The sequence below is a fragment of the Telmatobacter bradus genome, from assembly GCF_048629425.1.
GTDB classification, from domain to species: domain Bacteria; phylum Acidobacteriota; class Terriglobia; order Terriglobales; family Acidobacteriaceae; genus Telmatobacter; species Telmatobacter bradus.
In genome coordinates, this window is the sequence record NZ_CP184532.1 from 2,657,751 (window position 1) to 2,678,290 (window position 20,540).

The window sequence follows — 20,540 nt, forward strand, 5'->3', positions numbered from 1 at the left end:
TTGGCATCAATCTAGAGTCCTCCTGACAACATCAGAATTTGATGATTACAGAAATCGGGGTCTAAAGAGCCAGCCATTAAGCCTTGAATTTCGTCCATGGACAGGAATCCAAGTTTCCAAAAGAATATTCTTTTCAATTACTCGGAGATTCGGTGATCTGCTTTGTAGGCTCTGAAACCGCTCTTGGCTTACGTCAGCAACACAATACGCTCTCCAGAACGGCATAATCCACTCAAAGCAATTTCTGCTGATAAATGCCAGGCAAGCCGAAGAATTGCTGAACCCTACTCGATTGATTACATCGACGAGCGTAACTTCTTCTCGTGGCATCAGTCCAACTCCGCGGAAAAGGGTGCTGTCGAGGGTGCTGAAGGGTGCTGTTGAGTGCTTTTCATCGCCATCGATGCTCATGTTTTCAATAAGTTACAAGCAATTGCCGTTATGGCATGGAAGAGGTCATCGGTTCGATCCCGATCAGGTCCACCAATTAAATCATAGACTTAGAGACACTCTCACTCCTCACCTTGGTAGCATTTTGGTAGCAAATTCCAAAACCTTACCACGAGCAGGACGTGTGATTGCCGGTTTCTTCCTCTCCGAAGAGGCTGCTTGTAGAACTTCTCCTTTCAGTGTTGCTTCCCCATCCGAAAAGTTTTCGGCCCTTTGCTTGATCCTGGTTCTGGTCGGATGTTGGCCCGTGGTGCCGGTCCCCATTAGCTCTTCATGGATGGACGTCACCGTGGAGCGCACACCGTCCTCCATCGTCTGCATGTAGACATCAGTCGTAGTGGCCACCCGCGAGTGGCGCAGCATCCCCTGAATGTCCTTGACATGCCCCTTGTCCTTGGCCAGCGTCGCGATGGTGCGCCGGATGACCTGGAAGGTCAGCTTGGGCAGCCCCAACTGCACGGCCAACTTGTGCAGCACCCTTTTCCGGTAGTTGCTCGGGTCCATGAAGTTTCCGCTGCGGCCGGCAAATATGAAGTCCTCCGGCGCAGCATATTTCGAGATGCGCCGCCACTCCTCCAACTCTTCGACCTGCTCCCCTGTGACTGGGATCGCCGTAAGGCTCCCCTTCGTCTTGCCCCAGGGACGGATCTTCCCTTTGTAGATGGTCTCCCGGATGTCGAGCTTGTTGTGCTCTTCATCAAGAGAAGACCAGCGAAACGCGAACAGCTCTCCCGGACGAAGAGCATTGGTCATGTCAAGTTTCAGCAGAATCCGGTTGCGGAGTTCCAGTGCGGCCAGCGCGGAACGCAGTTGATCCCACGTCAGCACTGTCTTGTCAGTGTCCCGGAGGTTGACCGGTGTCTTGAGCTTGCGCGCGGGATCTTTGAGGAGGAAGTCCTGATCGACCGCCTCGGCAAAGATCGAACGAATGTAAGCTCGGCACTGCAAGACTCTGTCCTTGGACCGGGTTTTTGCCAGCTTGTTGAGGTGGGCCTGGAGAACGAGCTTGTCGAAACGTTCTAGCCGGATTTCTCCAAACTCGGCGAGCAAGTCTGCCTCGATCAGGTGCTTCTTGATCTTGGCCGTCTCCTCTTTCCAGTCCGCCTCTTTGAGTGGCAGGTAGCGGTTGTGGACAAACCAGAGCAGAGTGACGCTGCCATTCCTGACAATCCCCTCTTCGGTGGTATGCCCCGTCAGCCGGGCGATCTCCCGCTCCAGCTTTTCTCGCGCCTCGAACTTCGTCATCTCCGACTTCAGTCCGAGCACGACCGGCGTGATGATCGGTTTGGGCTCGTTTGCAGCCGGGTCGAGAACGGTGCGGCGAAAGTAGCCGTACCACTTCTTTCCCCGAACCATCACCCAACCCTTCTGGTGCGATGTACCCATGTGTTTCTCGATTTCTGTGGGGAAAAACAGTGGGCGTCCCCATTCTACCGTGGTTTTCTACGTAAATTGGAGAGCCTTTCCCGCTCGTGGACGAACTCTTCGATCTGGCTTTGGCGATACCGTAAGACTCCATCGCCAATGCGAATGACGGGCAGCAAGGGGGCTCGGCGCGAGGAATGATCCCAGACCCAATCCGTGCTGACGTTGAGGCGATGCGCCACATTTTCGGCAGTGAGCTACGGGTCTGTCTCAGGCGTTTGCGGGGAAACAACGGCCAGCGGCATAGGACGTAACTCCGAAAGCAAGCTGGGCATCAAGGGATGCCGGATACCATAGCCTGTCCCGCAGAAAAAAGGCCGTCCAATACTTCGTATTTATCGGGTGATAATTGGGAGTTATCGGGTTGCTCTCTATCTTCGCTGCAACTAATAGCAATTGTTGAGGTTATTGTGCCAACACTGGCTCCGGTCAAGGCTGGCGACCGGGCCAAGAGAAATCGGCGGGATGTCTTGAATCTGGTGCGCAGTCATCGATCAGGAGATCTCACAGCGGTATGGATACCGGGTCCCAGATCGGAAGCGCTCCGGGATCTGGGGCGCGCGCGGCAGCCGAGCCAGATCAACTGCGTGCGCGTCATCAGCTGAGCAGATTTCTGCTGCGCATAGGAAGTGGTCAAAGACGTACAGGCATTGCGCGGTATCGCGCAGATTCGGGCGGTAACCATTGTGGCAGAGCTGAACAATATCTCGGGTAAGGATCGCAGTTGCAATCGGCGTTTTCGGGTACCGATCTTTTCAATCTGGCGGCAGTGAGAACTTATGTTTTCTTTCAGTCGGTTTTTCCAGGAGGCAAGCTCCGCTTCCGACGATGATCTTGGCCTGTCAAAGCCAGAGGCGGAACCTCTGCGAGATCAATTCGGGGCAGCCCGAATCACCGGTCGTATAATGGTACCGATTCGAAAGTCAGTAGTCTGAAAGCAATGAGGCGCGTCGCCTCCGGTTGTCGGTCTCTTCTTGGCCGCATCTCTGGTTCCGCCCGGGCTGTGGGCTGCTCTTTAGGGCCTTACTTACAGAAAGGAACAGAACGGTGCGTATCACTTCCTGGACAATCTTCATTCTGCTCGCCGCGGGACCAGCAGTTATTGCGCAGAGTACTGACTTACATGTGGTGCAGACCGTGGTTGGGACAGGATATTCGGGTGCGCCCTACTCGGCTCGGGAAACGTCCAGTACCGCCAGGATAGCCAACGACGGCACCCGTTACAGCATCACAACCAGTATGCGCCTATGGCGTGATTCATCCGGTCGCACGCGCGAAGAGCAATGGGGCAAGAGGCCAACAGGTTCCGATTTTCATTCGGTGACCGTTCTCGATCCGGTCGCAGGTAATTCTCTCGCTTGGCAGGTAAGCGACGATCCGGCCAGGAGTTTCGTGACCATCATGCCTCTGTCGGCCACACAAAAGGTCATCGAACCGGTCTCGAGTCGTTTCAGCCTGCCCCCCGTCAACCCGCCCACGGCCAAGGCTGATCCGATCCCAACGGGCTGCGCGAATTGTACGGTAAAGACCGAGTATCTCCCTTCGCGGTTGATCAACGGGGTCCACGCACTCGGTTTGCGGACCACGCGAACCTACAACGCGGGCACGAAGGAAAACGGACAGGACTTCGTCGCTGCAAGTACGAGCGAAACCTGGACATCACCCGATCTCCGCATCAACGTTCTTGTCATCAATGACCAGCCGGATTACGGCAGAATGACTGTCAATGTTTCCGACATCGTTCAAGGCGAACCGGATCCCAGTCTGTTCCAGGTGCCCCCCGGCTACCATGTTCGTAACGGAGCGGGCACGATAAGTCAGACGGTCGGAACCAGCGCCGCAACAGCTCCAACGGGGAACACTGTCAGCGCAAGGCCAGCGGTGGCAAACGCGCTCGGCGGGACTTGGATGAACGTGGACTCAGGAACCGGTGGGCTGGTGAAGTTGATCATCGACGGCCTGGCGGTCCATCCCTTTGGGGCATGCCATCCTAATCCGTGCGACTGGGGGACGGTTGAAGGGAAAGCTTTTGCCACCGGCGTTGACTCCGCCGGGATCACCTCATTGACAGCCGAGAAAGTGACCACGTTTTCCGAGACGAAATTGACTCTTATGCTGGAGGCCGATGGGCGGCTGCGCGTGGATAATTTTACGCATTTCACAGACGACAGTCAGCGCGCGGGCTATCACACTTTGAACTATTTCAAGCGCGAGTCGGCGAAGCAGCCTGCTTCAGCGCCAGCGGTAAAGGTCGCTCCAGCGTCTCCTGCTCTCCGGAAAACATCAGCTGGAACGTCGTTGGCGATGTGGAGTGCGGATATGTTGATTCCTCCGTCTGGATATGCAGTCGAGGGGGCGCCGTTTGAAGCATTGATCGAGGAGACGCGCTCGCCCATCGACTCGGAGACAACCCGGCGCTTCGTGCGCGTGCTGCACGATGGTGCGGGTCGGCAGCGATACGAAGACCTGGTCAATGCTGATTGCAAGGGCTGCAAGGCTGTGGTTACAAGAGCGAGAGTGTACGATGTCGTGGACCAGCGGCGTATTTTCATAGATCCAGTCACCAGGATCGCGGTTTCGTGCCCGGCACCATCTACGTCTCAACCGGTGCGGGTGCCGGCGTCTTCTCCTGAGGTGCAAAAGGACTCCAACTCTGGCCGGTTGGGACGGCTGTTGAAAAAAGATGAGTCGAAAGGCGAGGTAGGTGAGCCGCAGGTTGCCGGCCTGCAGGCCACGTTGACCAGCACGACTCACGAGGCTTCGACAGAGCCTACTGCCGATGGGCAAGCGCTTCAGGTAGTCAACGAGCTATGGACCTCCCCGCTTTACCGGATGCCGGTCAAGCGGGTGATTGATGATCCCGGGTATGGTCATATCGATATCGAGATCGTGCACTTCAAGCCCGGCGAGCCTGATGCCGCGCTGTTCCAAACTCCCGTGGGTTACGTTGTGAGGACCGAAGCCGACGACGCCTGTGGCCGGACGGGGACGAGTGCGGGTACGCGAAAGTGACCAAACGTTTTCGACTGACCCCGTTGGTCATCAGTGGCCGCCCACATCTGGTTCCACTGTCTACCTCAATCGCAGCAGCTCAGTGCAATCGGCTCTATCGAAACTGGGCAGCATCATTCTCGCCACACCACCCTATTTGCAGGCGAGTTCCGATAGCAACCTAACGTTGCAGATATTCAATAGCAGATTTGTAACCGGAAGTCGCCAAGGCCTCAGCCAACATAGTTGAATTACCAGAATCCAGAATTAGCTGAACAGGGTTCCTTGGTCCGGCTCTTGCTGAGCGAGCAGTTTCGGATCGTTGTTGCGCACATTGCCGACATGATCGCTCACCGTCCAGGCTTCCATCTCTTCGGCAGGATAGGGCTGAAGCAGGTCAGGCGATGGAGTGGACTTGCAGTCTGTGTCCAGCCAGCGCTCGTAATTCTTCGGGGCAACGATCACCGGCATGCGGTCGTGGATCGGAGCCATCAGTTCGTTGGGGGTGGTGGTCAGAATAGTGAAGGTGGTCAGCGCATCACCCTCCGGCGGCAACCAGCTCTCCCACAGACCGGCAAAGGCGTAAGGTTCGCCGCTCTTCAGGGCGATGGCGTAGGGCTGGCGAGTTTTCGGCGATAGCCGCTGCCACTCGAAAAAAGCATCGGCAGGAATCAAACAGCGGCGCTTTTTGAGCGCTTCACGGAAAGCAGGCTTTGCGGCTGCCTCCTCAGCGCGGGCGTTGATGGTGTTCAGGCCAATCCGCTCATCTTTGGCCCAGGATGGCACCAAGCCCCAACGCATCAATGAGATGCGTCGCTGGCTGGATTCTGGGTCCAGCCACACCACCGGCTGGAAGCTCTGCGGAGCGGCGTTGTAGCTGGCCGTGAACTAGGGCATCAGGTTCAGGTCCAGATCGAACCATTCGGCAAGAAGCTCTTGCGCGGATTTTCGGGCGTAGCGACCACACATATCGCTCTCAGAATAGCGCTTCACTTGTGGGGAACCCGAAGGACTGTTGACAAGCGGACCGATTCGCGCGAACCTTGAAAGGCGAATATAAGGCGAAATATGGCCAGTGCTGCTGCCCTACGACTCCAGATCGAAGAATCCCTCGCGACCCGCTTCCCGGCGGCGCTCTCGCCCATGCCGCGCACCTTCCGCGAGACGGCGGCGACCGGCATTGCCGCTGTCGATGCGCTGCTCGACGGTGGCCTGCCTGTGGGAGCCATCAGCGAGGTGGTCGGCCCGGAGTGCTCTGGACGAACAACGCTGTCGCTGGCTTTTCTGGCCAGTTGTACAGCGCGTGGGCAGGTTTGCGCCTGGGTGGATGCCTCGGATGCTCTTGATCCGGAATCTGCGGCAGCGAGCGGAGTGCATCTGCCCCTGCTGCTGTGGATTCGCTGCACGAACATCAGCGTGGCTTCGCTCATGACAAAAAACAGGCGCGCAAAGAAAAGCTGGCACGCATCTCGATCAAGCGTTGCGGGCCACGGACCTGCTGTTGCAAGTGGGGGGATTTGCGGCGCTGGTGCTGGATCTGGGCGGCGTCGATCCAGCACAGGGCATGAGGATTCCACTAGCTACCTGGTTTCGCTTTCGTCAGGCTGCGGACCGCACGCGCTGCACACTGCTGGTGCTGGGGCAGGCTTCGTATGCGCAGTCAAGTGCGGCCGTGGTGTTGGACTGCTCTGCGCTCCGTGCGGAAGCGCAAGGGGAAACGGTACTCAACCGCTGTGGCTTCGAGCTGAACCGTCGCCGTGAGCGCTTCACGCAATTCTCACAGCAGCGGAAGCCGCCCGCTGTTGCATGGTCATCGTCTACAGCCTGGGCCGCGGAGAAAAGCGCATGAGCCACGAACTCTATGCCTGTGTTCATGCCACAGAATTTGCCGCACAGGCTCTGCTGCGCTTGCGCACCGACCTGAAGGGTGAGCCGGTGGCGATTGTAGATGGCCCACTACACGATGCCTGCGTTTGTTCCATGAATCGTGCCGCTGCGCAACGCGGAGTCGTGCGTGGACTTCCGCGCATGGACGCCGAAGCGCTGAATGGATTGAAGATTCTTGATCGCTCGCTGGCCGTGGAGCAGGCGGCACGTACCGTAATGCTGGAGGTTGCGGCGCAGTTTACGCCGCGCATGGAAGTTGTTCCTGCTGGCGTTGGATGTTCGATAGTCCTCGATGTGATGGGCAGCGAATTGCTCTTTGGTCCGCCGAATGTGCTGGCCACCAATATCAAAGATGCAATGGAAGCTGTTGGTCTCCGTGTCAGTGTCGTGCTCAGCGCCAACTTTCATACGGCGCGTTTGAAGGCTGCCGCGCATCGCGGATTATGTATTGTGGCTGCGGGCGCGGAGGCGGATACGCTGGCGCTGCTTCCGCTGCATGCGCTGGATCTGAGCGTTGAACAGCAGGAAAAGTTCGAACTGTGGGGCATTCGCAGCTTTGCTGATCTGGCTGCGCTGCCGGAGTCGGAATTGATTGCGCGGCTGGGTGCTCGTGCGCGCGTGTGGCAGGCCATGGCGCGCGGCGCGGCAAGCCACACCTTCCAGCCTATTGAGGCAGCCTTTGCGCTGCGGGAGATCTACGAGTTTGATGCGCCAGTAGAGCAGGAAGAAGGACTGCTCTTTATGGCCGCGCGCATGTTGGATTGCTTGGTCGATCGCGCCATGGCACATGCGCTGGCGTTGGCATCACTCACGGCGGAGTTGGCACTGGAAGGCGCGCCCTCACAGTCGTTGTCCGTACGCCCGGCACTGCCCTCGCAGGACAAAAGATTTTTGCTCAAGTTGATGCAGATGGAGTTGGCCGCGCACCCTCCGCAGGCTGCGGTGCTCGCGATGACGTTGCACGCCGAACCGGGCAAAACCAGCAAAGTGCAGATGGGACTGTTTGCTCCGCAGACGCCTGAATCGTTGCAACTCGATGTGACGCTGGCGCGCATCAAGGCAATGGTCGGTGAAGATCGCGTTGGGACGCCTGTGCTGGAAGATTCAAATCGCCCGGCCAGCTTTCACCTCGATCCATTTCGCACAGATACTGCGGCCAAAACACACACGGCTCCGCTGGAACGCACAGCTCTACGCCGGGTTCGTCCACCGCGCATGTTAGAGATGATGCTGGTTGCCGACGGCAGACCAGGCTTCTTTCGCGACATCTATGACTCCTTCCGCATAACCGCGGCCTATGGCCCATGGCGTACGAGCGGCGCTTGGTGGTCTGTCGATGCATGGGACCAGGAGGAGTGGGATGTGATGGCTCGCGACAGTCGCGGGCAGACCTTGTGCTTTTTGCTGGCGCACGACCGCCTGCGTGCCGAATGGCGCCTGGAGGCGCTGCTTGACTGATGAACCCTACGTCGAACTGCACGCTTCGAGTGCCTTCAGCTTTCTGGCGGCTGCATCCGCACCAGAGTCGATTGCCGAGCGCGCGGCCGAGTTGGAGATGCCGGCGCTCGCGATTGCTGACCGCAACGGTGTCTATGGAGCGGCACGGTTTCACACCGCGGCCAAACGCTGTGGCGTAAAAGCCCATATTGGTGCGGAGATCGCCGTCTCCTCGTTTGGCCGCAGACTGCAACCGGCCTCATGGCTTCCGCATACCGAGCAAAACGAACCAGCCCGTATTACCCTGCTCTGCGCCTCGCAAGCGGGCTATCAGAATCTATGCCAACTTATCACGCGCTTCAAGATGCGCGAAGCAACCAAGACCGAAGGCGCAGCCACGCTTGACGATCTTGCCGAGTTTTCTGCCGGATTGATCTGCCTGACCGGTGGTGACGAAGGACCACTTGCCGCTGCTCTTGCCGAAGGTAGGACGGATCAGGCGCGCAAGGCTGCGGAACGGCTTGTCGCAATCTACGGACGAGGAAATATTTTCGTGGAATTGCAGCGCCATCAACTGCGCGATGAAGAATCACGCAATCAGGCACTATTGACGATGGCAGCCAGCCTGCAAATGCCTATTGTCGCAACCAACGGCGTGCGTGCGGCAACTGAGCAGGATCGCGAAGTCCTCGATGTGCTGACCGCGATTCGTCATCATGTGCCGCTCGACCGCGCAGGTCGCCTGCTTGCTGCGAACAACACTCGTGCTCTGCGCTCCTCCGCCTCTATGAGCGGCATCTTTCGTGATTTGCCTGAGGCTATCGCCAACACGCAACTCATCAGCCAACGCCTGCAATTCACGCTCGACAATCTTGGCTATCAGTTCCCGCATTATCCTGTTCCTGATGGCGAGACCATGGACAGCTTTCTCGCCAAGCGTGTGGACGAAGGCGTTCGCAAACGTTATAGCGTGGCAGACAAGCTAACTCTATTGACCAAGGCACGTGCCCAGGTGCAACACGAGCTTGCGCTGATCACGAAGCTGGGCTTTGCCGGATACTTTCTGATCGTATGGGACATTGTGCGCTACTGTCAGCGAAAGGGATTTCTCGTCCAGGGCCGAGGTTCGGCTGCGAACTCCGTGGTCTGTTATGCGCTGGAGATCACCGCTAACGTCATCAGTTATCGTGGCCGCTCCACGGCGCGTGAGGTGGGCAAGGCGCTTGGCTTTCAAGAGGAGCAGATCGAGCGGATCTCCAGCTTGATAGGCCATTGGGAGTGGAAGGGCGCGAACGATACGCTGGAAAACCGCTTTGCGCAGGCAGGCTTCGATCTGCGCCATCCGCGCATTGCGCATTATCTCGACATCTGCAAGCGCATGAAGAATCTGCCGCGCCATCTGGGGCAACACTCGGGCGGCATGGTGATCTGCGCGGGCATGTTGAACCGCGTCGTCCCCATCGAACGCGCTTCCATGCCGGGTCGATCTGTCATCCAATGGGACAAGGAAGACTGCGCCGATCTTGGCCTCATCAAAGTGGACCTGCTGGGGCTGGGCATGATGGCCGTGCTCAAAGAGACCATTGAGTTGATCCCCCAGCACTACAACACCAAGGTCGATCTCGCCGCCTTGCCCGAAGATCCCAGGGTCTATGACGCGCTCTGCAAAGCTGATACTGTGGGCATGTTTCAGGTGGAGAGCCGCGCACAGATGGCCTCGATCCCGCATAATGCACCGCGACGCTTCTATGACATCGTGGTGCTGGTGGCCATCATTCGTCCTGGGCCGATTGCGGGCAAGATGATGCATCCCTACATGCGTCGCCGTCAAGGCAAGGAAGAAGTTACTTATCCACATCCCTCGCTTGAGCCGGTGTTGAAACGCACGCTGGGCGTTCCGCTCTTTCAGGAGCAGCTTCTGCGCATGTCGATGGCTATCGCCAACTTCAGTGGAGCCGAAGCCGATGAATTGCGCCGCGCTGTCGGCATGCGTCGTTCCATGGAACGCATGAAGAATCTGGAAGGCCGCTTGCGCGCGGGCATGACCCGCAACGGCATCAGCCCAGAAGCGCAAGACAATATCGTGCAGAGCATCTCGTCCTTCGCCATGTATGGATTCCCGGAGTCCCATGCAGCCAGCTTTGCGCTGATCGCCTATGCTTCGGCCTATCTGAAGGTGCATTTTCTGGCAGCCTTCACCTGTGCGCTGCTCAACAATCAGCCGATGGGCTTTTACTCGCCTGCCGTGCTCATCAAAGATGCGCAGCGTCACGGCCTGCGCGTGCTACCGATAGATGTGCAGCGATCCTTGGCGATCTGCTCTCTTGAACACGAAGAAGATCGCTCGATCTCATTGCGTATCGGCTTTAACTATGCACGCGGCATGCGGTCTTCAATGATTCAGGCTCTGTTAGACGAGCGGACACAGCATGGCGGCTTTCAATCCGCTGATGACCTTACACTGCGCGTGCCCACGCTGAATAGCCGCGACCTGACCATCCTGGCGCGTATTGGTGCGCTCAATACTATCGATACTGTCGCGCATCGGCGCGATGCGTTGTGGCAGGTGGAGAAGGCTGGTCGCCCGGTGGGTCCACTCTTGCGCGGCATTGCGGAACGTGAGCAGGATACGATGCCGCTCGCCGCCATGACTACCGACGAGCGTCTGAGCGCGGACTACTCCGGCATAGGCCTGACCACCGGACCACATCCATTCGCTTATCAGCGCAGTTCCCTGCGTGCAATGGGTTGCAGGACGGCTGCCGACCTCGTCCACTGCGCGCAGAACGCGATGGTCCATATCGCCGGATGTGTGATTGCACGTCAGCGTCCCGGAACGGCCAAAGGATTTGTCTTTCTCTCACTGGAAGACGAGACCGGCATCGCCAATATTATTCTCACGCCTGATCTATTCGAGCGTGAGCGACTGACCGTAACGCACCATCGTTTCCTTCATATTCACGGATTACTTCAAAATAACGATGGTGTAGTGCATGTGAAGGCCAAAACCATTGCTCCATTCCAGATGACAGAAGTCACAATCTCTTCCCATGACTTTCACTAGGAGTCTGTCGCTCATAGCGTTTGCGATTTTTGCAGGAGATGTCGGCCTGGCTGCGCAGTACTGGATTTGTCTGTTGCTGTCAGTTTTTCTCTACCGCACCGTATCTTTGAGGCGCGACTCTGATTCGGATTCTGATCTTTCGTTGTTTTTACGCGTTTTGCAGTGCCCATCCGGAGCGAAAGAGCTTCAACAGATTGCTGACCGCGCACACCAGCCTCCACTCTCCGCTCACATTCTGTTTGCCGCGCATGCTGAAGCGACGAAAACCGCGGCACTCCTTGATTTGTCCAAAGACCGGTTCCACGATCGCCTTGCGTCTTTTGTAGACTGCGCGTCCGGCCTCGGTCTTCAACTTATGTTGCATTTGTTCTCGTGCCGTTGCATCTGACGGGGCTTCACCACAGGCTATCTCCGTTGGATCACTATGTTTGTCGCGGCCTGTGGCGATGTATAAGTCGATTTCAGCTACCGTTGCGTCGGTCACATTTGCTTCGCTGAAGTAGCCGGTATCAGCGCTGACTTTCTCGGGCTTTTGGGCAAGATTCTTTTCGATCTGTGCCACCATCGGCAGTAATTGTTTTTTGTCGTTCGTCTCCTGCGTAACCGCGGCGGCCACGATTACCTGCGCGATGGAATCGACCGCGATCTGCGCATTATAAGCCTGTAAAAAGCTGCCTTTATTGGCGCCATCCGGCATGATGCGGCTCTCCGGATCCGTGAAGTTGCGCTGATCCTTGTCTGCGGGTTTTGCCTTGTCCGGATCAGGGGGATTCGACTTGCGACCACGTTTCTTTTTGCCCGCGCGACGATCTTCTTCCTCGTCAGCCTGTTTCTTTTCTGCTTCAGCAAGTTTCTGCTCAGCCTTCTCGCGGGCCTCGTCTTCGAGTGCCTGCTTCGCTTCGCGAATCTTCTGCAACCGGCTCTCGCGTCGCTGTAACTCGTCGGGAAGTTCTTCGCCGTTCCGATCCTTGCCGTACTGCGCGTCCTCGTCGGCATCCGCTTTTTCCGCAGCAGCCAACAGAGCGTTGATTTCCTGCTTCAGGCGCGCCTCGCTCTCGGTCATGCGCTGGTAGCTCATCGCCTTGTGCTTGCTGGCGTTCGCCCTGATCTTTGTTCCATCGATCGACACATGACCCAGCTTAACCAGACCGGCTTTTGCGCACAGCAACAAGGCCTGCGTGAACAGTTCGGACAGCGCAGCCAGATGCCGTTTGCGAAACTCGGCCAGCGTGGCGTGGTCCGGATGCTGGTCGCCGGAAAGATAGCGAAATGCCACGTCTTCCCAGGTATGCTTCTCAAGCCTGCGTGAGCTGTAAACGCCCGTGGCATAACCGTACAAAAGAAGGCGAACCATCATCTCCGGAGCATAAGCCGACTGGCCGCGACCATCCTTCTCGCGATACGAAGCATAGATCGATTCAAGATCCAATGCCGAAACCACATCCACGACAAAACGAGCCAAATGGCCGTCAGGTAGCCAGTCGTGAAGGCTGGGTGGAAACAGAAGCGTCTGGTTGACCGTGTCTGGAAGGAAGTTCTGGCCCATAACAAAATCGTAATCTGCTGGGCCTGGTCTGGACCAGGACCTCGGGCAATTCTATGGGCGACAGACTCCTAGACCGAACACTGCCGCGTGTACTGAGTCTGATGGTGGTCTGCTTCGATGGCACATAGGCCCCCGCCGCCAAAGTCAGAATCCTCCGCATCACAAATCTTCCGCGATTCCGACACTATCGTGGTCTTCAAAACCACGTTTGAGGTATTCACCAGGGTTAACCCTGACAACTCGCTTGAACGCCTTGCTGAACGCAGCATCGGACTCATAACCGACCGACCGAGCAACATCTATGAGCTTCTTGTCACGCTGATCGAGTAACTGCATCGCCTTCTGCATCCGCCACTCTGTTACATATTCCAGCGGTGTTTGTCCGAGTAGCTCTTTAAAACGCGCTGCGAATGCGGAGCGAGACATGCCCGCCGCCTCGGCCAGGGATTCGACCGTCCAGGGCGTGTTCACTCTGTCGTGAATGGCACTCAGGGCCGTGCCCATCTGAGGATCGAAAACCGCACGAAGCCATCCTTTTTTGCGTTCCGGTCCCGACGTAATATGCGCTCGGAGCATTTGGATAAATAGGACCTCGGCCAACCGAGTCGCGACTACTTCTGATCCCGGCGCCTGTTCTGCCATTTCCGAAGCAAGCGCCTGCACTGTGTTGTGCAGAGCAAGCGTGCGTGCCTCATCTGCCTTCATCAGAATGAAGCTCGGCAATAACTGAGTGATTGGCTTCAGGCTGGCGTGATCGAAACTCAAGGAACCACAGACGATTGTCGTCGGTGCACCACCGCCTCCACAAAGAGCGACATTGCCGTTGGCTTTGGTCCCGATCTCGCTGAAAGTCCACTTCGGACGTGTTCGCGGACTGTCGCGCAAAACAATCGAAGTCCCTTTAGCCAGTAAAAAGCAATCACCACCGGTGAGGGGAATTGGCTCCGGAATCCCTTCCACACTCAGCCAGCAGTTGCCGCGCGACAGCATGGCGAAGTGCGCCAAATCTGTAGGAGCCATCTTTTTGTCGAACGACGTGACCTTTTCTTCGGTCTGATTTTCCTGTTTTACGCCCCATGGGGCTGTGGCTTCGAGCCTGTGCAGACCGAAAGCGGTTACGTGCATCGTTCTGAAGATGTCTGTTATCGGGTCCAACCTAGCCTCCATCTTTGGACGAATGAACAAAAGTCTTGGACTCTGGAGCAGTTCTCGTCCACTGCAAAAGCAATCTACTCTACTGTACTGAATTCTACAGATCTGCCAAAGGGAGTCATCATGGGAAAGCTTGAAGGAAAAGTTGCAGTCATCACTGGTGGCGCTACCGGGATCGGCCGTGCCGCAGCAAAGCGATTCATCGAGGAGGGCGCCCTCGTCTTTATCTTCGGCCGCCGGCAGAAAGAGCTCGACGCCGCTGTGGCCGACCTCGGGCCCAATGCCCGCGCGGTGAAGGGCTCGGTCTCCGATCTGGCCGACCTCGACCGACTCTACGCGGTGGTGAAGGCCGAGCGCGGAACCCTCGACATCGTCTTCGCCAATGCTGGGGCGGGAAGCCCGCTTCCGCTCGGCAAGATCACCGTCGAGCACATTGACGAGACCTTCAACACTAACGTGAAGGGTACGATTTTTACGGTTCAGAAGGCGCTGCCGCTGATGGGAAAGGGCGGTTCGATCATTTTGACGGGCTCGAGTGCCGGCACCACGGGCGCTCCGACAATGAGCGTCTACAGCGCGAGCAAGGCGGCAGTGCGCAACCTGGCGCGCACCTGGGCGGAGGATCTGAAGGGCACCGGCATCCGGGTAAACGTGCTGTCGCCCGGGCCGACGGCGACCGAACTCGCGAAGGCAGCGCTAGGCGAAGAGGGCCAGAAGGTCTACGCCTCGATGACTCCGCTCCAGCGCATGGCCGATCCCGCTGAAATCGGGGCGGCGGCAGCCTTTCTCGCCTCGGACGACAGCAGTTTCATGACCGCCAGTGAGCTCGCGGTCGACGGCGGCCTGGCGCAAATCTGACACGCTATGCCTGGCCATAAATTCAACAGAAGAAACAACGACAAACAAAAGGGAGAAGACATATGAGTAATCAACTTGGACAAAAATTGGTGGGCAAAATTGCGGTCGTTACAGGCGGAAGCAGCGGGATTGGTTTGGCCACAGCCAAGCGCTTCGTGGAAGAAGGTGCGCACGTCGTGATCACTGGGCGACGAGAGAAAGAGCTGAAGGAGGCCGCAGCCTTCATCAAGAGAAACGTTACGACGGTCGTGGGCGACGTGTCGCGTCTGGAAGATCTGGACCGGCTCTATGCCGTCGTGAAAGAGAAACATGGTCACATAGACATTCTCTTCGCTAACGCGGGCGCGGGTACAATCGCACCGCTCGCGGTGGCTACTGAGTCCCATTTTGACCAGACCTTCGACGTAAACGTGAAGGGAATGTTCTTTACGATACAGAAGGCCCTTCCCCTCTTCAAAGATGGGGGTTCAATTATCCTGAACTCTTCTGTTTCGAACGTGATGGGGCTCCCAGGATTTACCGCCTACGCCGCGAGTAAGGCGGCTGTGCGCAACTTCGCGCGTGGCTGGACTATGGAGCTGAAAGACCGCAAAATCCGCGTGAATGCGATGAGCCCCGGAGCAATCGATACCCCGGCCTTAGCGACTACGACGGGCCTTACCCCTGAACAGGCCGAGCAAGCGGTCGCCCAGTTCACCTCGCAGATCCCAATGGGTCGCAGAGGCAAGCCAGAGGAAATCGCGGCTGCCGTCACGTTCCTCGCCTCCGATGAAAGTTCATATATCACCGGTGTGGATCTTGCCGTCGACGGGGGCATGGCGCAGGTCTGACCTAGGCGCGGTCCCGTGCTGGCCCACCAGCTCCGCCAGTCCTGGGATCACGCATTTCAAACCTATAGTTCTAAAACCAGATTGGAGAACATGATGAGCTATGCAATTGTGGGATTCGGTAAGATCGGTCAGGCTCTCGCCCATGCCTTCGCTCGTAAGAACATTGAAGTCACCGTTGCTAGTCGCCGGAAGCCCGAGGAGTTGACGCCGCAGGCTCGGGCGATTGGACCCACGGTCATCGCCAAGTCGCTGGCGGATGCGCTCAAGGCCGACACGATCATCTTGGCGGTCCCGTTTGGGGAGCATCGCGAGGTTGCGAAGACCTTGCCGAGTTGGGAAGGCAAGACAGTCATTGACGCGATGAACGCGTTAGTTCCCCTTGAGGAGCTGGACGGTCTCCTGTCCTCTGCCTTCGTTGCGAAGTCGTTCGTCGGCGCTAAGTTGGTGAAAGGATTTAACCACTTGGTTGCAGCTACACTGGCTACCGACCCGATCGTCGAGGACGGCCACAGGGTTGTCTTTCTGTCGAGCGACGACGAGGACGCAATTGCTCCCGTGGCAGATTTGGCCAAACAACTCGGGTTCGCACCCGTGAAGCTGGGAAAGCTCAACGAGGGTGGCGCGCTGGTGCACGCACGCGGTCGCACTTGGGGTCAGCTCATCTTCCAGGATTTGTTCAAGAAGGAGCAGTAACATGAATGTTTTCGTCACAGGCGGGACCGGCCATATCGGTTCCTACATTATCCCTGACCTCACTGCCGCTGGCCACGAGGTCACCGGCTTGGCCAGGTCGGACGCGTCCGCTGCGGCCGTTTCCGCGCTCGGTGCCAAGGTGCTTCGAGGAGATATTTCCTATCTCGATGGGCTCAAAGCGGAGGAGGAGGAGTCCGACGGCGTCAACCATGTCGCGCACAGGCAAGACCTGCTTTCCTCCGGCGGGATCGACGCAGTGGCCGCCGTGGAACTCCAGATCATGCTCGCGTACGGCGAGGTATTGGCGGGGACCGGAAAACCGCTGGTTGTGTCGGGGAGGATTGGCTCGCCCACGAACATAGGCTGGGCCGCGCCTGAGGCCCGCTTCTTGAGCCGAACGACGACCGAGGAAGCCCCGGCCCTTTCTGGCGGCGTTGCGCGCAAGGGTATCTGGTGAAAGCTCGCCTGCTGCAAGCGCTCGCCTTGCTCTCAAAGCCCAGCGCGCGCATCATCGACGTCGCCTGCGAGATCAGCTTTGATAGTCCCAGTTCTTTCACCAAAGCCTTCAGTGCTTTCACGGGCGAAACTCCCCGTGTCTCCCAAAACAGAATCCACAGCAACGACCGCCGTGAAGTGCGGTAAAAGATCGCTTCGTTCTGGTTACTCTGAGCAGCTTAGGGAAGTCGTTCGACTAACCGCTCAGCGCACCAGTGCTCCAGCCGCTTTTTCGGCTCTTGACGAGAATGTGTAAAGGCCATCGTTTTACGCGGCTTTCTGAAAGGCGACGAGTTGGGTTCTTGTGGCGGCCAGCCGTTGCGCTTTCAGCAGCAGGTAGTTGAGATTGCGGTAGCCGCGTCCGCGTCGCAACAGCGCTTTGATGTTGCCGTTGACTGCTTCGACCACCCCCAGGGGAACCTTTGTTCTGCAGTAGTTCAGGATTCCCTCCAGATGGCGAAGCAGCATGTCGGCCAACTTCTCCATGGGCTTGAGCCGCTGCCAGCGCAACTGATCGATCCAGTTCTTCAGGTAGCGCAACATCGCGCCCTCATATCTGTAGCTCCACAGCCGATCCAGACTTTCCTTGAGCAGGTACGCCTTCATCACGCGCCGGTTCAGCGCAAACAGTTCGTTGAGTTGCTGTTTTTGGCGCGCGGTCAGATGCACCCAGCGCGTCAGCAGCAGCCAGCGCTTGCCCTTGACCAGTTCCCGCGCCGGCCCGCCCTTGCGGAAGAACTCCTGGCGGCGCACCTCATCCACAGCCGCTCCGGCGTGCTTCATGATGTGAAATTTGTCATAGATGATGCGGCAGTTGGGCAGCCACTCGGCGATGCTCTGCTTGAACGGTTCCCACATATCGACGCAGGCAGCCTGCACCGCGCCACGTTGAAAGGGGCTCAGTTGCTTGGCGAAGAACTCGTCGAGCGTTTCCTTCTTCCGCTCCGCGCCGAACCACAGAGGCTCGGCGGTCCCGAGGTTGCTCACCACGGTGATGAACTTTTGCTTTTTGCCCACAAAGATCTCGTCCACACCCATCTGCCGCAAGGCCGGCTTGCGCCGCGACTTTGCCCAACGCGCCAGATACCGCTGATCGATGGCCCGCACCGTGCTCGCCGCCAGACCAAACTGCCGCGCTACTCGGCTGGCTGCGGAGCTTTCGCAGGCTTGGCCTACCGCATCCTCGAAACGCTTGCTGAAGGGCGCTTTGCCAGGAAGCAGCGGCACCTTCTCCGCCTTGACGCCGCAGTCCAGGCAACGAACCCGGTACAGCTCGATCACCACCGTGGTCAGATACTCGAAGCACGGCAGATCGCGCACTTCCCGCTCATAGCTGGCTACCATTTCGCCTGTTGGCCTGCCGCAGCCGGAACAGACCAGCAACTTGTTGGCCCGCTTGCGCCGAACCCAAAGCTTCAGCCTTTTGCCAGGCTCGTCAATCTCATGCCGGTAGACCTTGTAGCCCGGCCATCCCAATACCCGCGTCCAATCGTTGTCGCGCATCGGGAGGAGAATAGCCGATTCCACACCTCAAGCAAAACCCGCGAAAATCACGCTGCCTTACAGATTCCTGCGCAGAGCCGATTTCTTCTGGGTACGCATGCGAACTCCTGGGATCACCTTGAGCGTTCCGTCCTCGACAAGCTGAATAGTTGACAAGAACAATGAGATCGTCATCTCCATGAAAAATGATGGTGGAAATTGACGCATGTTCATGTGACCACCGAAAACGCCCTGATGTATCTAGAAATACAGGAATGTAGACCAGAGATCTTGTTGATTTAGGTCAGGACTTGAAGAATCGGCGATTGATTATGAGCTATTTAGAAAATCCTATTTACTGATGCTTTTTAATCGATCTATGCGTGACGGGAATACCTGCATTCCCAAAAAGCATTGGACGCGGACTCAAAACAGACCTAACTTTGCGCCATAGCTGACGCCCACGTTAGCGGAGGTGCAAAGTGAATCGATTCCGCCGTATCCTCCGATTCGACAGCGCTCGCGGATGGCAGTCTGCACCGCCCGCCGTCCGCACGATGGCTCCCACCCTGTTCGCCCTATCGATTGCTGGCGTGGCCCATGACCTGGGAACGATGGACTTCTCTGGCGCGACCACTCTTCTGACTACCTAAAACTACATCGATCGCCACTAGCAGCCCCCCAAGCCATTCATCTGGATTGCAAAGGCAAACGACATCCTGAAAAAGTCGCACGCACATAGGCCATCCTCAATGAATGCCTATGTGCGTAACGTATTATTTTAGCGAATCACGATCGGTTTTTGTCGATCAGGAAATGCCGCTTCACCGTGAAAGTCTTCAATCTTCAAATTTTCTACGTGAACAGCTTCAAGCGCCACTCCATAGTAGTCTTTACGCGTCTCGCCCCACTTGGCGGTGCATCCCCGTAAAGTGACGTTGCGCGCGTCGTGCAGCGTAAACACGTTCGTGGCGTGTGGTTCAAGCCCCTCGACTCCGGGCATCGTTGGGCGCTTATCCAGTTTTCCGCCGGGATAGTGCGTCCATGTATCGATCGTGACTTCGACGTTTTCGAGCAAGATGTCTTCAAGCGGCTGATCGGGTTGGCCCCCGATATGTACGCTGTTTTCTGCGCTCGCACGAATATTACGCAAGCGGACATCCCGGATTGAACCGACCTTGACGCCTTCTATACGCGGCCATGCCGTCAACGAGATCGGCTCACCCCATCCCCACCAGCGCGCGGCATGGTGTTCGGCCTTCACTTCGATATCGTTAAACTCGATGTCCCAGATATTCCCCGGCTGCCGGTGCGTAATTGTCGGGCCACGGCCCCCGGAGAGCACTTTGCATCGTTCGAACTTGACCTTCGAGATATCTCCGAAGGTTTCGGTTCCTACCTTGAGGCCAGAATCGCGCGTCGTGACGACGCAATCATGTACATAGATGTTGTGCGACGGGCCATAGTCCTTATCCTGCTGCGTAGTCTTCACGCAAATGGCATCATCGGCGCAAACAATATCACAGTTACGAATTTCCACATCGCGGCAGTGATCGGGGTCGATGCCGTCACAGTTGGGCATGTCGAGCCAGTTGCGAATTGTGATGCCGTCCACCAAAACGCGTTCGCAGCCTAGCATGTGTAGACCCCAGAAGGGAGCGTTCTGGATGCGGATGCCACTCACTTCCAGATCCCTGACCTCGTGCAGTGAGAACATGCGTGCACGGAATCCCTTGGGGTCCCAACGCTCATCGACATCCGAATAGTTGGTGACAAATTCTTTACCCTGACCGTCGATGATACCCGTGCCGCTGATCTTCAGATTGATTGCGCCATTGGACGAGATCACACCCGGTCCCTTGGGCGGATACATGGACTTTGCCGTATGCGCCAGAATCGTGGCATCGTCTGCAAGATGAAAATCGATGTGATCTTTCAGCATGAGTGCTCCGCAGAGATACTTGAATCCCCCGCGCAGGACCACTCTGCCGCCGCAGAGAGTGGCGGCTTCGATAGCCTTCTGCACGGCGGCCGTGTCGTCACTCTTTCCATCGCCCACAGCTCCAAAGCGATGCACATCGAACTCCCGGCGCTGCTTTCGCAGCGAAAAATTGAGCACTGTAAACGAAGACGACAGAAGAAATGCTCTACGGTCCACTAACATGCAATACTCCTAATCATGTTATTAGAAACACTCGGCAGCTTTGCGCGCAAAGAACGAATGCTCTGA

15 protein-coding genes and 2 pseudogenes are annotated in these 20,540 nt (G+C 57.3%); 11 read left to right on the forward strand and 6 right to left on the reverse strand.

Going from position 1 to position 20,540, the window contains the following annotated elements; translation table 11 throughout:
• Window positions 1-519: 519 nt before the first annotated feature.
• Window positions 520-1,836 carry a site-specific integrase gene (locus ACOBR2_RS11020; protein ID WP_420236169.1) on the reverse strand — a complete coding sequence of 439 codons (1,317 nt, stop codon included), beginning with the start codon at window positions 1,834-1,836 and terminating at the stop codon, window positions 520-522.
• A gap of 1,086 nt (window positions 1,837-2,922) precedes the next feature.
• On the opposite strand from ACOBR2_RS11020, the gene ACOBR2_RS11025 reads away from it, so the two are divergent.
• Window positions 2,923-4,887 (forward strand): hypothetical protein, encoded by a 1,965-nt coding sequence (locus ACOBR2_RS11025; RefSeq protein WP_420236170.1) that lies wholly within the window; start codon window positions 2,923-2,925, stop codon window positions 4,885-4,887.
• A gap of 246 nt (window positions 4,888-5,133) precedes the next feature.
• Here the strand turns inward: ACOBR2_RS11025 and ACOBR2_RS11030 are convergent.
• Window positions 5,134-5,739 (reverse strand): annotated as a pseudogene (locus tag ACOBR2_RS11030) (SOS response-associated peptidase); the annotation flags it as partial.
• Between the two features lie 270 nt (window positions 5,740-6,009).
• Between ACOBR2_RS11030 and ACOBR2_RS11035 the strand changes: the two are divergent.
• The 4 genes and pseudogenes from ACOBR2_RS11035 to ACOBR2_RS11050 all read left to right on the forward strand — a co-directional run.
• A pseudogene (locus ACOBR2_RS11035) lies at window positions 6,010-6,198 on the forward strand (ATPase domain-containing protein); the annotation flags it as partial.
• 148 nt (window positions 6,199-6,346) lie between these two features.
• A complete protein-coding gene (locus ACOBR2_RS11040; protein WP_420240052.1) occupies window positions 6,347-6,715 on the forward strand; it encodes a hypothetical protein in 369 nt (122 codons plus the stop codon).
• A complete protein-coding gene (locus ACOBR2_RS11045; RefSeq protein ID WP_420236171.1) occupies window positions 6,712-8,211 on the forward strand; it encodes a DNA polymerase Y family protein in 1,500 nt (499 codons plus the stop codon). The genes ACOBR2_RS11040 and ACOBR2_RS11045 overlap by 4 nt, the downstream gene beginning before the upstream one ends.
• A complete protein-coding gene (locus ACOBR2_RS11050; protein WP_420236172.1) occupies window positions 8,204-11,254 on the forward strand; it encodes a DNA polymerase III subunit alpha in 3,051 nt (1,016 codons plus the stop codon). Before ACOBR2_RS11045 ends, ACOBR2_RS11050 begins: the two co-directional genes overlap by 8 nt.
• A 148-nt stretch (window positions 11,255-11,402) precedes the next feature.
• Here the strand turns inward: ACOBR2_RS11050 and ACOBR2_RS11055 are convergent, their stop codons facing one another.
• Both ACOBR2_RS11055 and ACOBR2_RS11060 read right to left on the reverse strand, forming a co-directional pair.
• On the reverse strand, window positions 11,403-12,800 hold the full coding sequence (locus tag ACOBR2_RS11055) for an IS1182 family transposase (RefSeq protein WP_420236173.1): 1,398 nt from the start codon (window positions 12,798-12,800) through the stop codon (window positions 11,403-11,405).
• Window positions 12,801-12,959: 159 nt separating this feature from the next.
• Window positions 12,960-13,955: an AraC family transcriptional regulator gene (locus ACOBR2_RS11060; protein WP_420236174.1), complete on the reverse strand. Its 996-nt coding sequence runs from the start codon at window positions 13,953-13,955 to the stop codon at window positions 12,960-12,962.
• Between the two features lie 120 nt (window positions 13,956-14,075).
• Between ACOBR2_RS11060 and ACOBR2_RS11065 the strand changes: the two genes are divergently transcribed.
• The 5 genes from ACOBR2_RS11065 (at window position 14,076) to ACOBR2_RS11085 (ending at window position 16,975) form a co-directional block, all read left to right on the forward strand.
• On the forward strand, window positions 14,076-14,810 hold the full coding sequence (locus ACOBR2_RS11065; protein WP_420236175.1) for an SDR family NAD(P)-dependent oxidoreductase: 735 nt from the start codon (window positions 14,076-14,078) through the stop codon (window positions 14,808-14,810).
• A 62-nt stretch (window positions 14,811-14,872) separates the two neighbouring features.
• The gene (locus ACOBR2_RS11070) at window positions 14,873-15,640 is read left to right on the forward strand and encodes an SDR family NAD(P)-dependent oxidoreductase (protein ID WP_420236176.1); all 768 of its coding nucleotides are present in this window, start codon (window positions 14,873-14,875) and stop codon (window positions 15,638-15,640) included.
• 15 nt (window positions 15,641-15,655) lie between these two features.
• On the forward strand, window positions 15,656-16,333 hold the full coding sequence (locus tag ACOBR2_RS11075) for an NADPH-dependent F420 reductase (RefSeq protein WP_420236177.1): 678 nt from the start codon (window positions 15,656-15,658) through the stop codon (window positions 16,331-16,333).
• Between the two features lies 1 nt (window position 16,334).
• Window positions 16,335-16,790 (forward strand): NAD-dependent epimerase/dehydratase family protein, encoded by a 456-nt coding sequence (locus tag ACOBR2_RS11080; RefSeq protein WP_420236178.1) that lies wholly within the window; start codon window positions 16,335-16,337, stop codon window positions 16,788-16,790.
• Window positions 16,787-16,975, forward strand: coding sequence for a helix-turn-helix domain-containing protein (locus ACOBR2_RS11085; protein ID WP_420236179.1), 189 nt, complete (start codon window positions 16,787-16,789; stop codon window positions 16,973-16,975). Before ACOBR2_RS11080 ends, ACOBR2_RS11085 begins: the two co-directional genes overlap by 4 nt.
• A gap of 120 nt (window positions 16,976-17,095) precedes the next feature.
• Here the strand turns inward: ACOBR2_RS11085 and ACOBR2_RS11090 are convergent, their stop codons facing one another.
• Window positions 17,096-18,331, reverse strand: coding sequence for an ISL3 family transposase (locus ACOBR2_RS11090; protein ID WP_420236124.1), 1,236 nt, complete (start codon window positions 18,329-18,331; stop codon window positions 17,096-17,098).
• A 461-nt stretch (window positions 18,332-18,792) separates the two neighbouring features.
• On the opposite strand from ACOBR2_RS11090, the gene ACOBR2_RS11095 reads away from it, so the two are divergent.
• Window positions 18,793-18,963, forward strand: a complete 171-nt coding sequence (locus ACOBR2_RS11095) for a hypothetical protein (RefSeq protein ID WP_420236180.1) — start codon at window positions 18,793-18,795, stop codon at window positions 18,961-18,963.
• A gap of 128 nt (window positions 18,964-19,091) precedes the next feature.
• Here ACOBR2_RS11095 and ACOBR2_RS11100 read toward each other — a convergent pair whose 3' ends face one another.
• A complete protein-coding gene (locus ACOBR2_RS11100) occupies window positions 19,092-20,474 on the reverse strand; it encodes a glycoside hydrolase family 28 protein (protein ID WP_420236181.1) in 1,383 nt (460 codons plus the stop codon).
• Window positions 20,475-20,540 lie beyond the last annotated feature (66 nt).

What these genes read in the sequence shown, in the direction of transcription:
- ACOBR2_RS11020 (WP_420236169.1), bottom strand. Translation starts at nt 1,836, where the DNA reads ATGGGTACATCGCACCAGAAGGGTTGGGTGATGGTTCGGGGAAAGAAG.
- ACOBR2_RS11070 (WP_420236176.1), top strand. Translation starts at nt 14,873, where the DNA reads ATGAGTAATCAACTTGGACAAAAATTGGTGGGCAAAATTGCGGTCGTT.
- ACOBR2_RS11100 (WP_420236181.1), bottom strand. Translation starts at nt 20,474, where the DNA reads ATGTTAGTGGACCGTAGAGCATTTCTTCTGTCGTCTTCGTTTACAGTG.
- ACOBR2_RS11045 (WP_420236171.1), top strand. Translation starts at nt 6,712, where the DNA reads ATGAGCCACGAACTCTATGCCTGTGTTCATGCCACAGAATTTGCCGCA.
- ACOBR2_RS11090 (WP_420236124.1), bottom strand. Translation starts at nt 18,331, where the DNA reads ATGCGCGACAACGATTGGACGCGGGTATTGGGATGGCCGGGCTACAAG.
- ACOBR2_RS11055 (WP_420236173.1), bottom strand. Translation starts at nt 12,800, where the DNA reads ATGGGCCAGAACTTCCTTCCAGACACGGTCAACCAGACGCTTCTGTTT.
- ACOBR2_RS11080 (WP_420236178.1), top strand. Translation starts at nt 16,335, where the DNA reads ATGAATGTTTTCGTCACAGGCGGGACCGGCCATATCGGTTCCTACATT.
- ACOBR2_RS11065 (WP_420236175.1), top strand. Translation starts at nt 14,076, where the DNA reads ATGGGAAAGCTTGAAGGAAAAGTTGCAGTCATCACTGGTGGCGCTACC.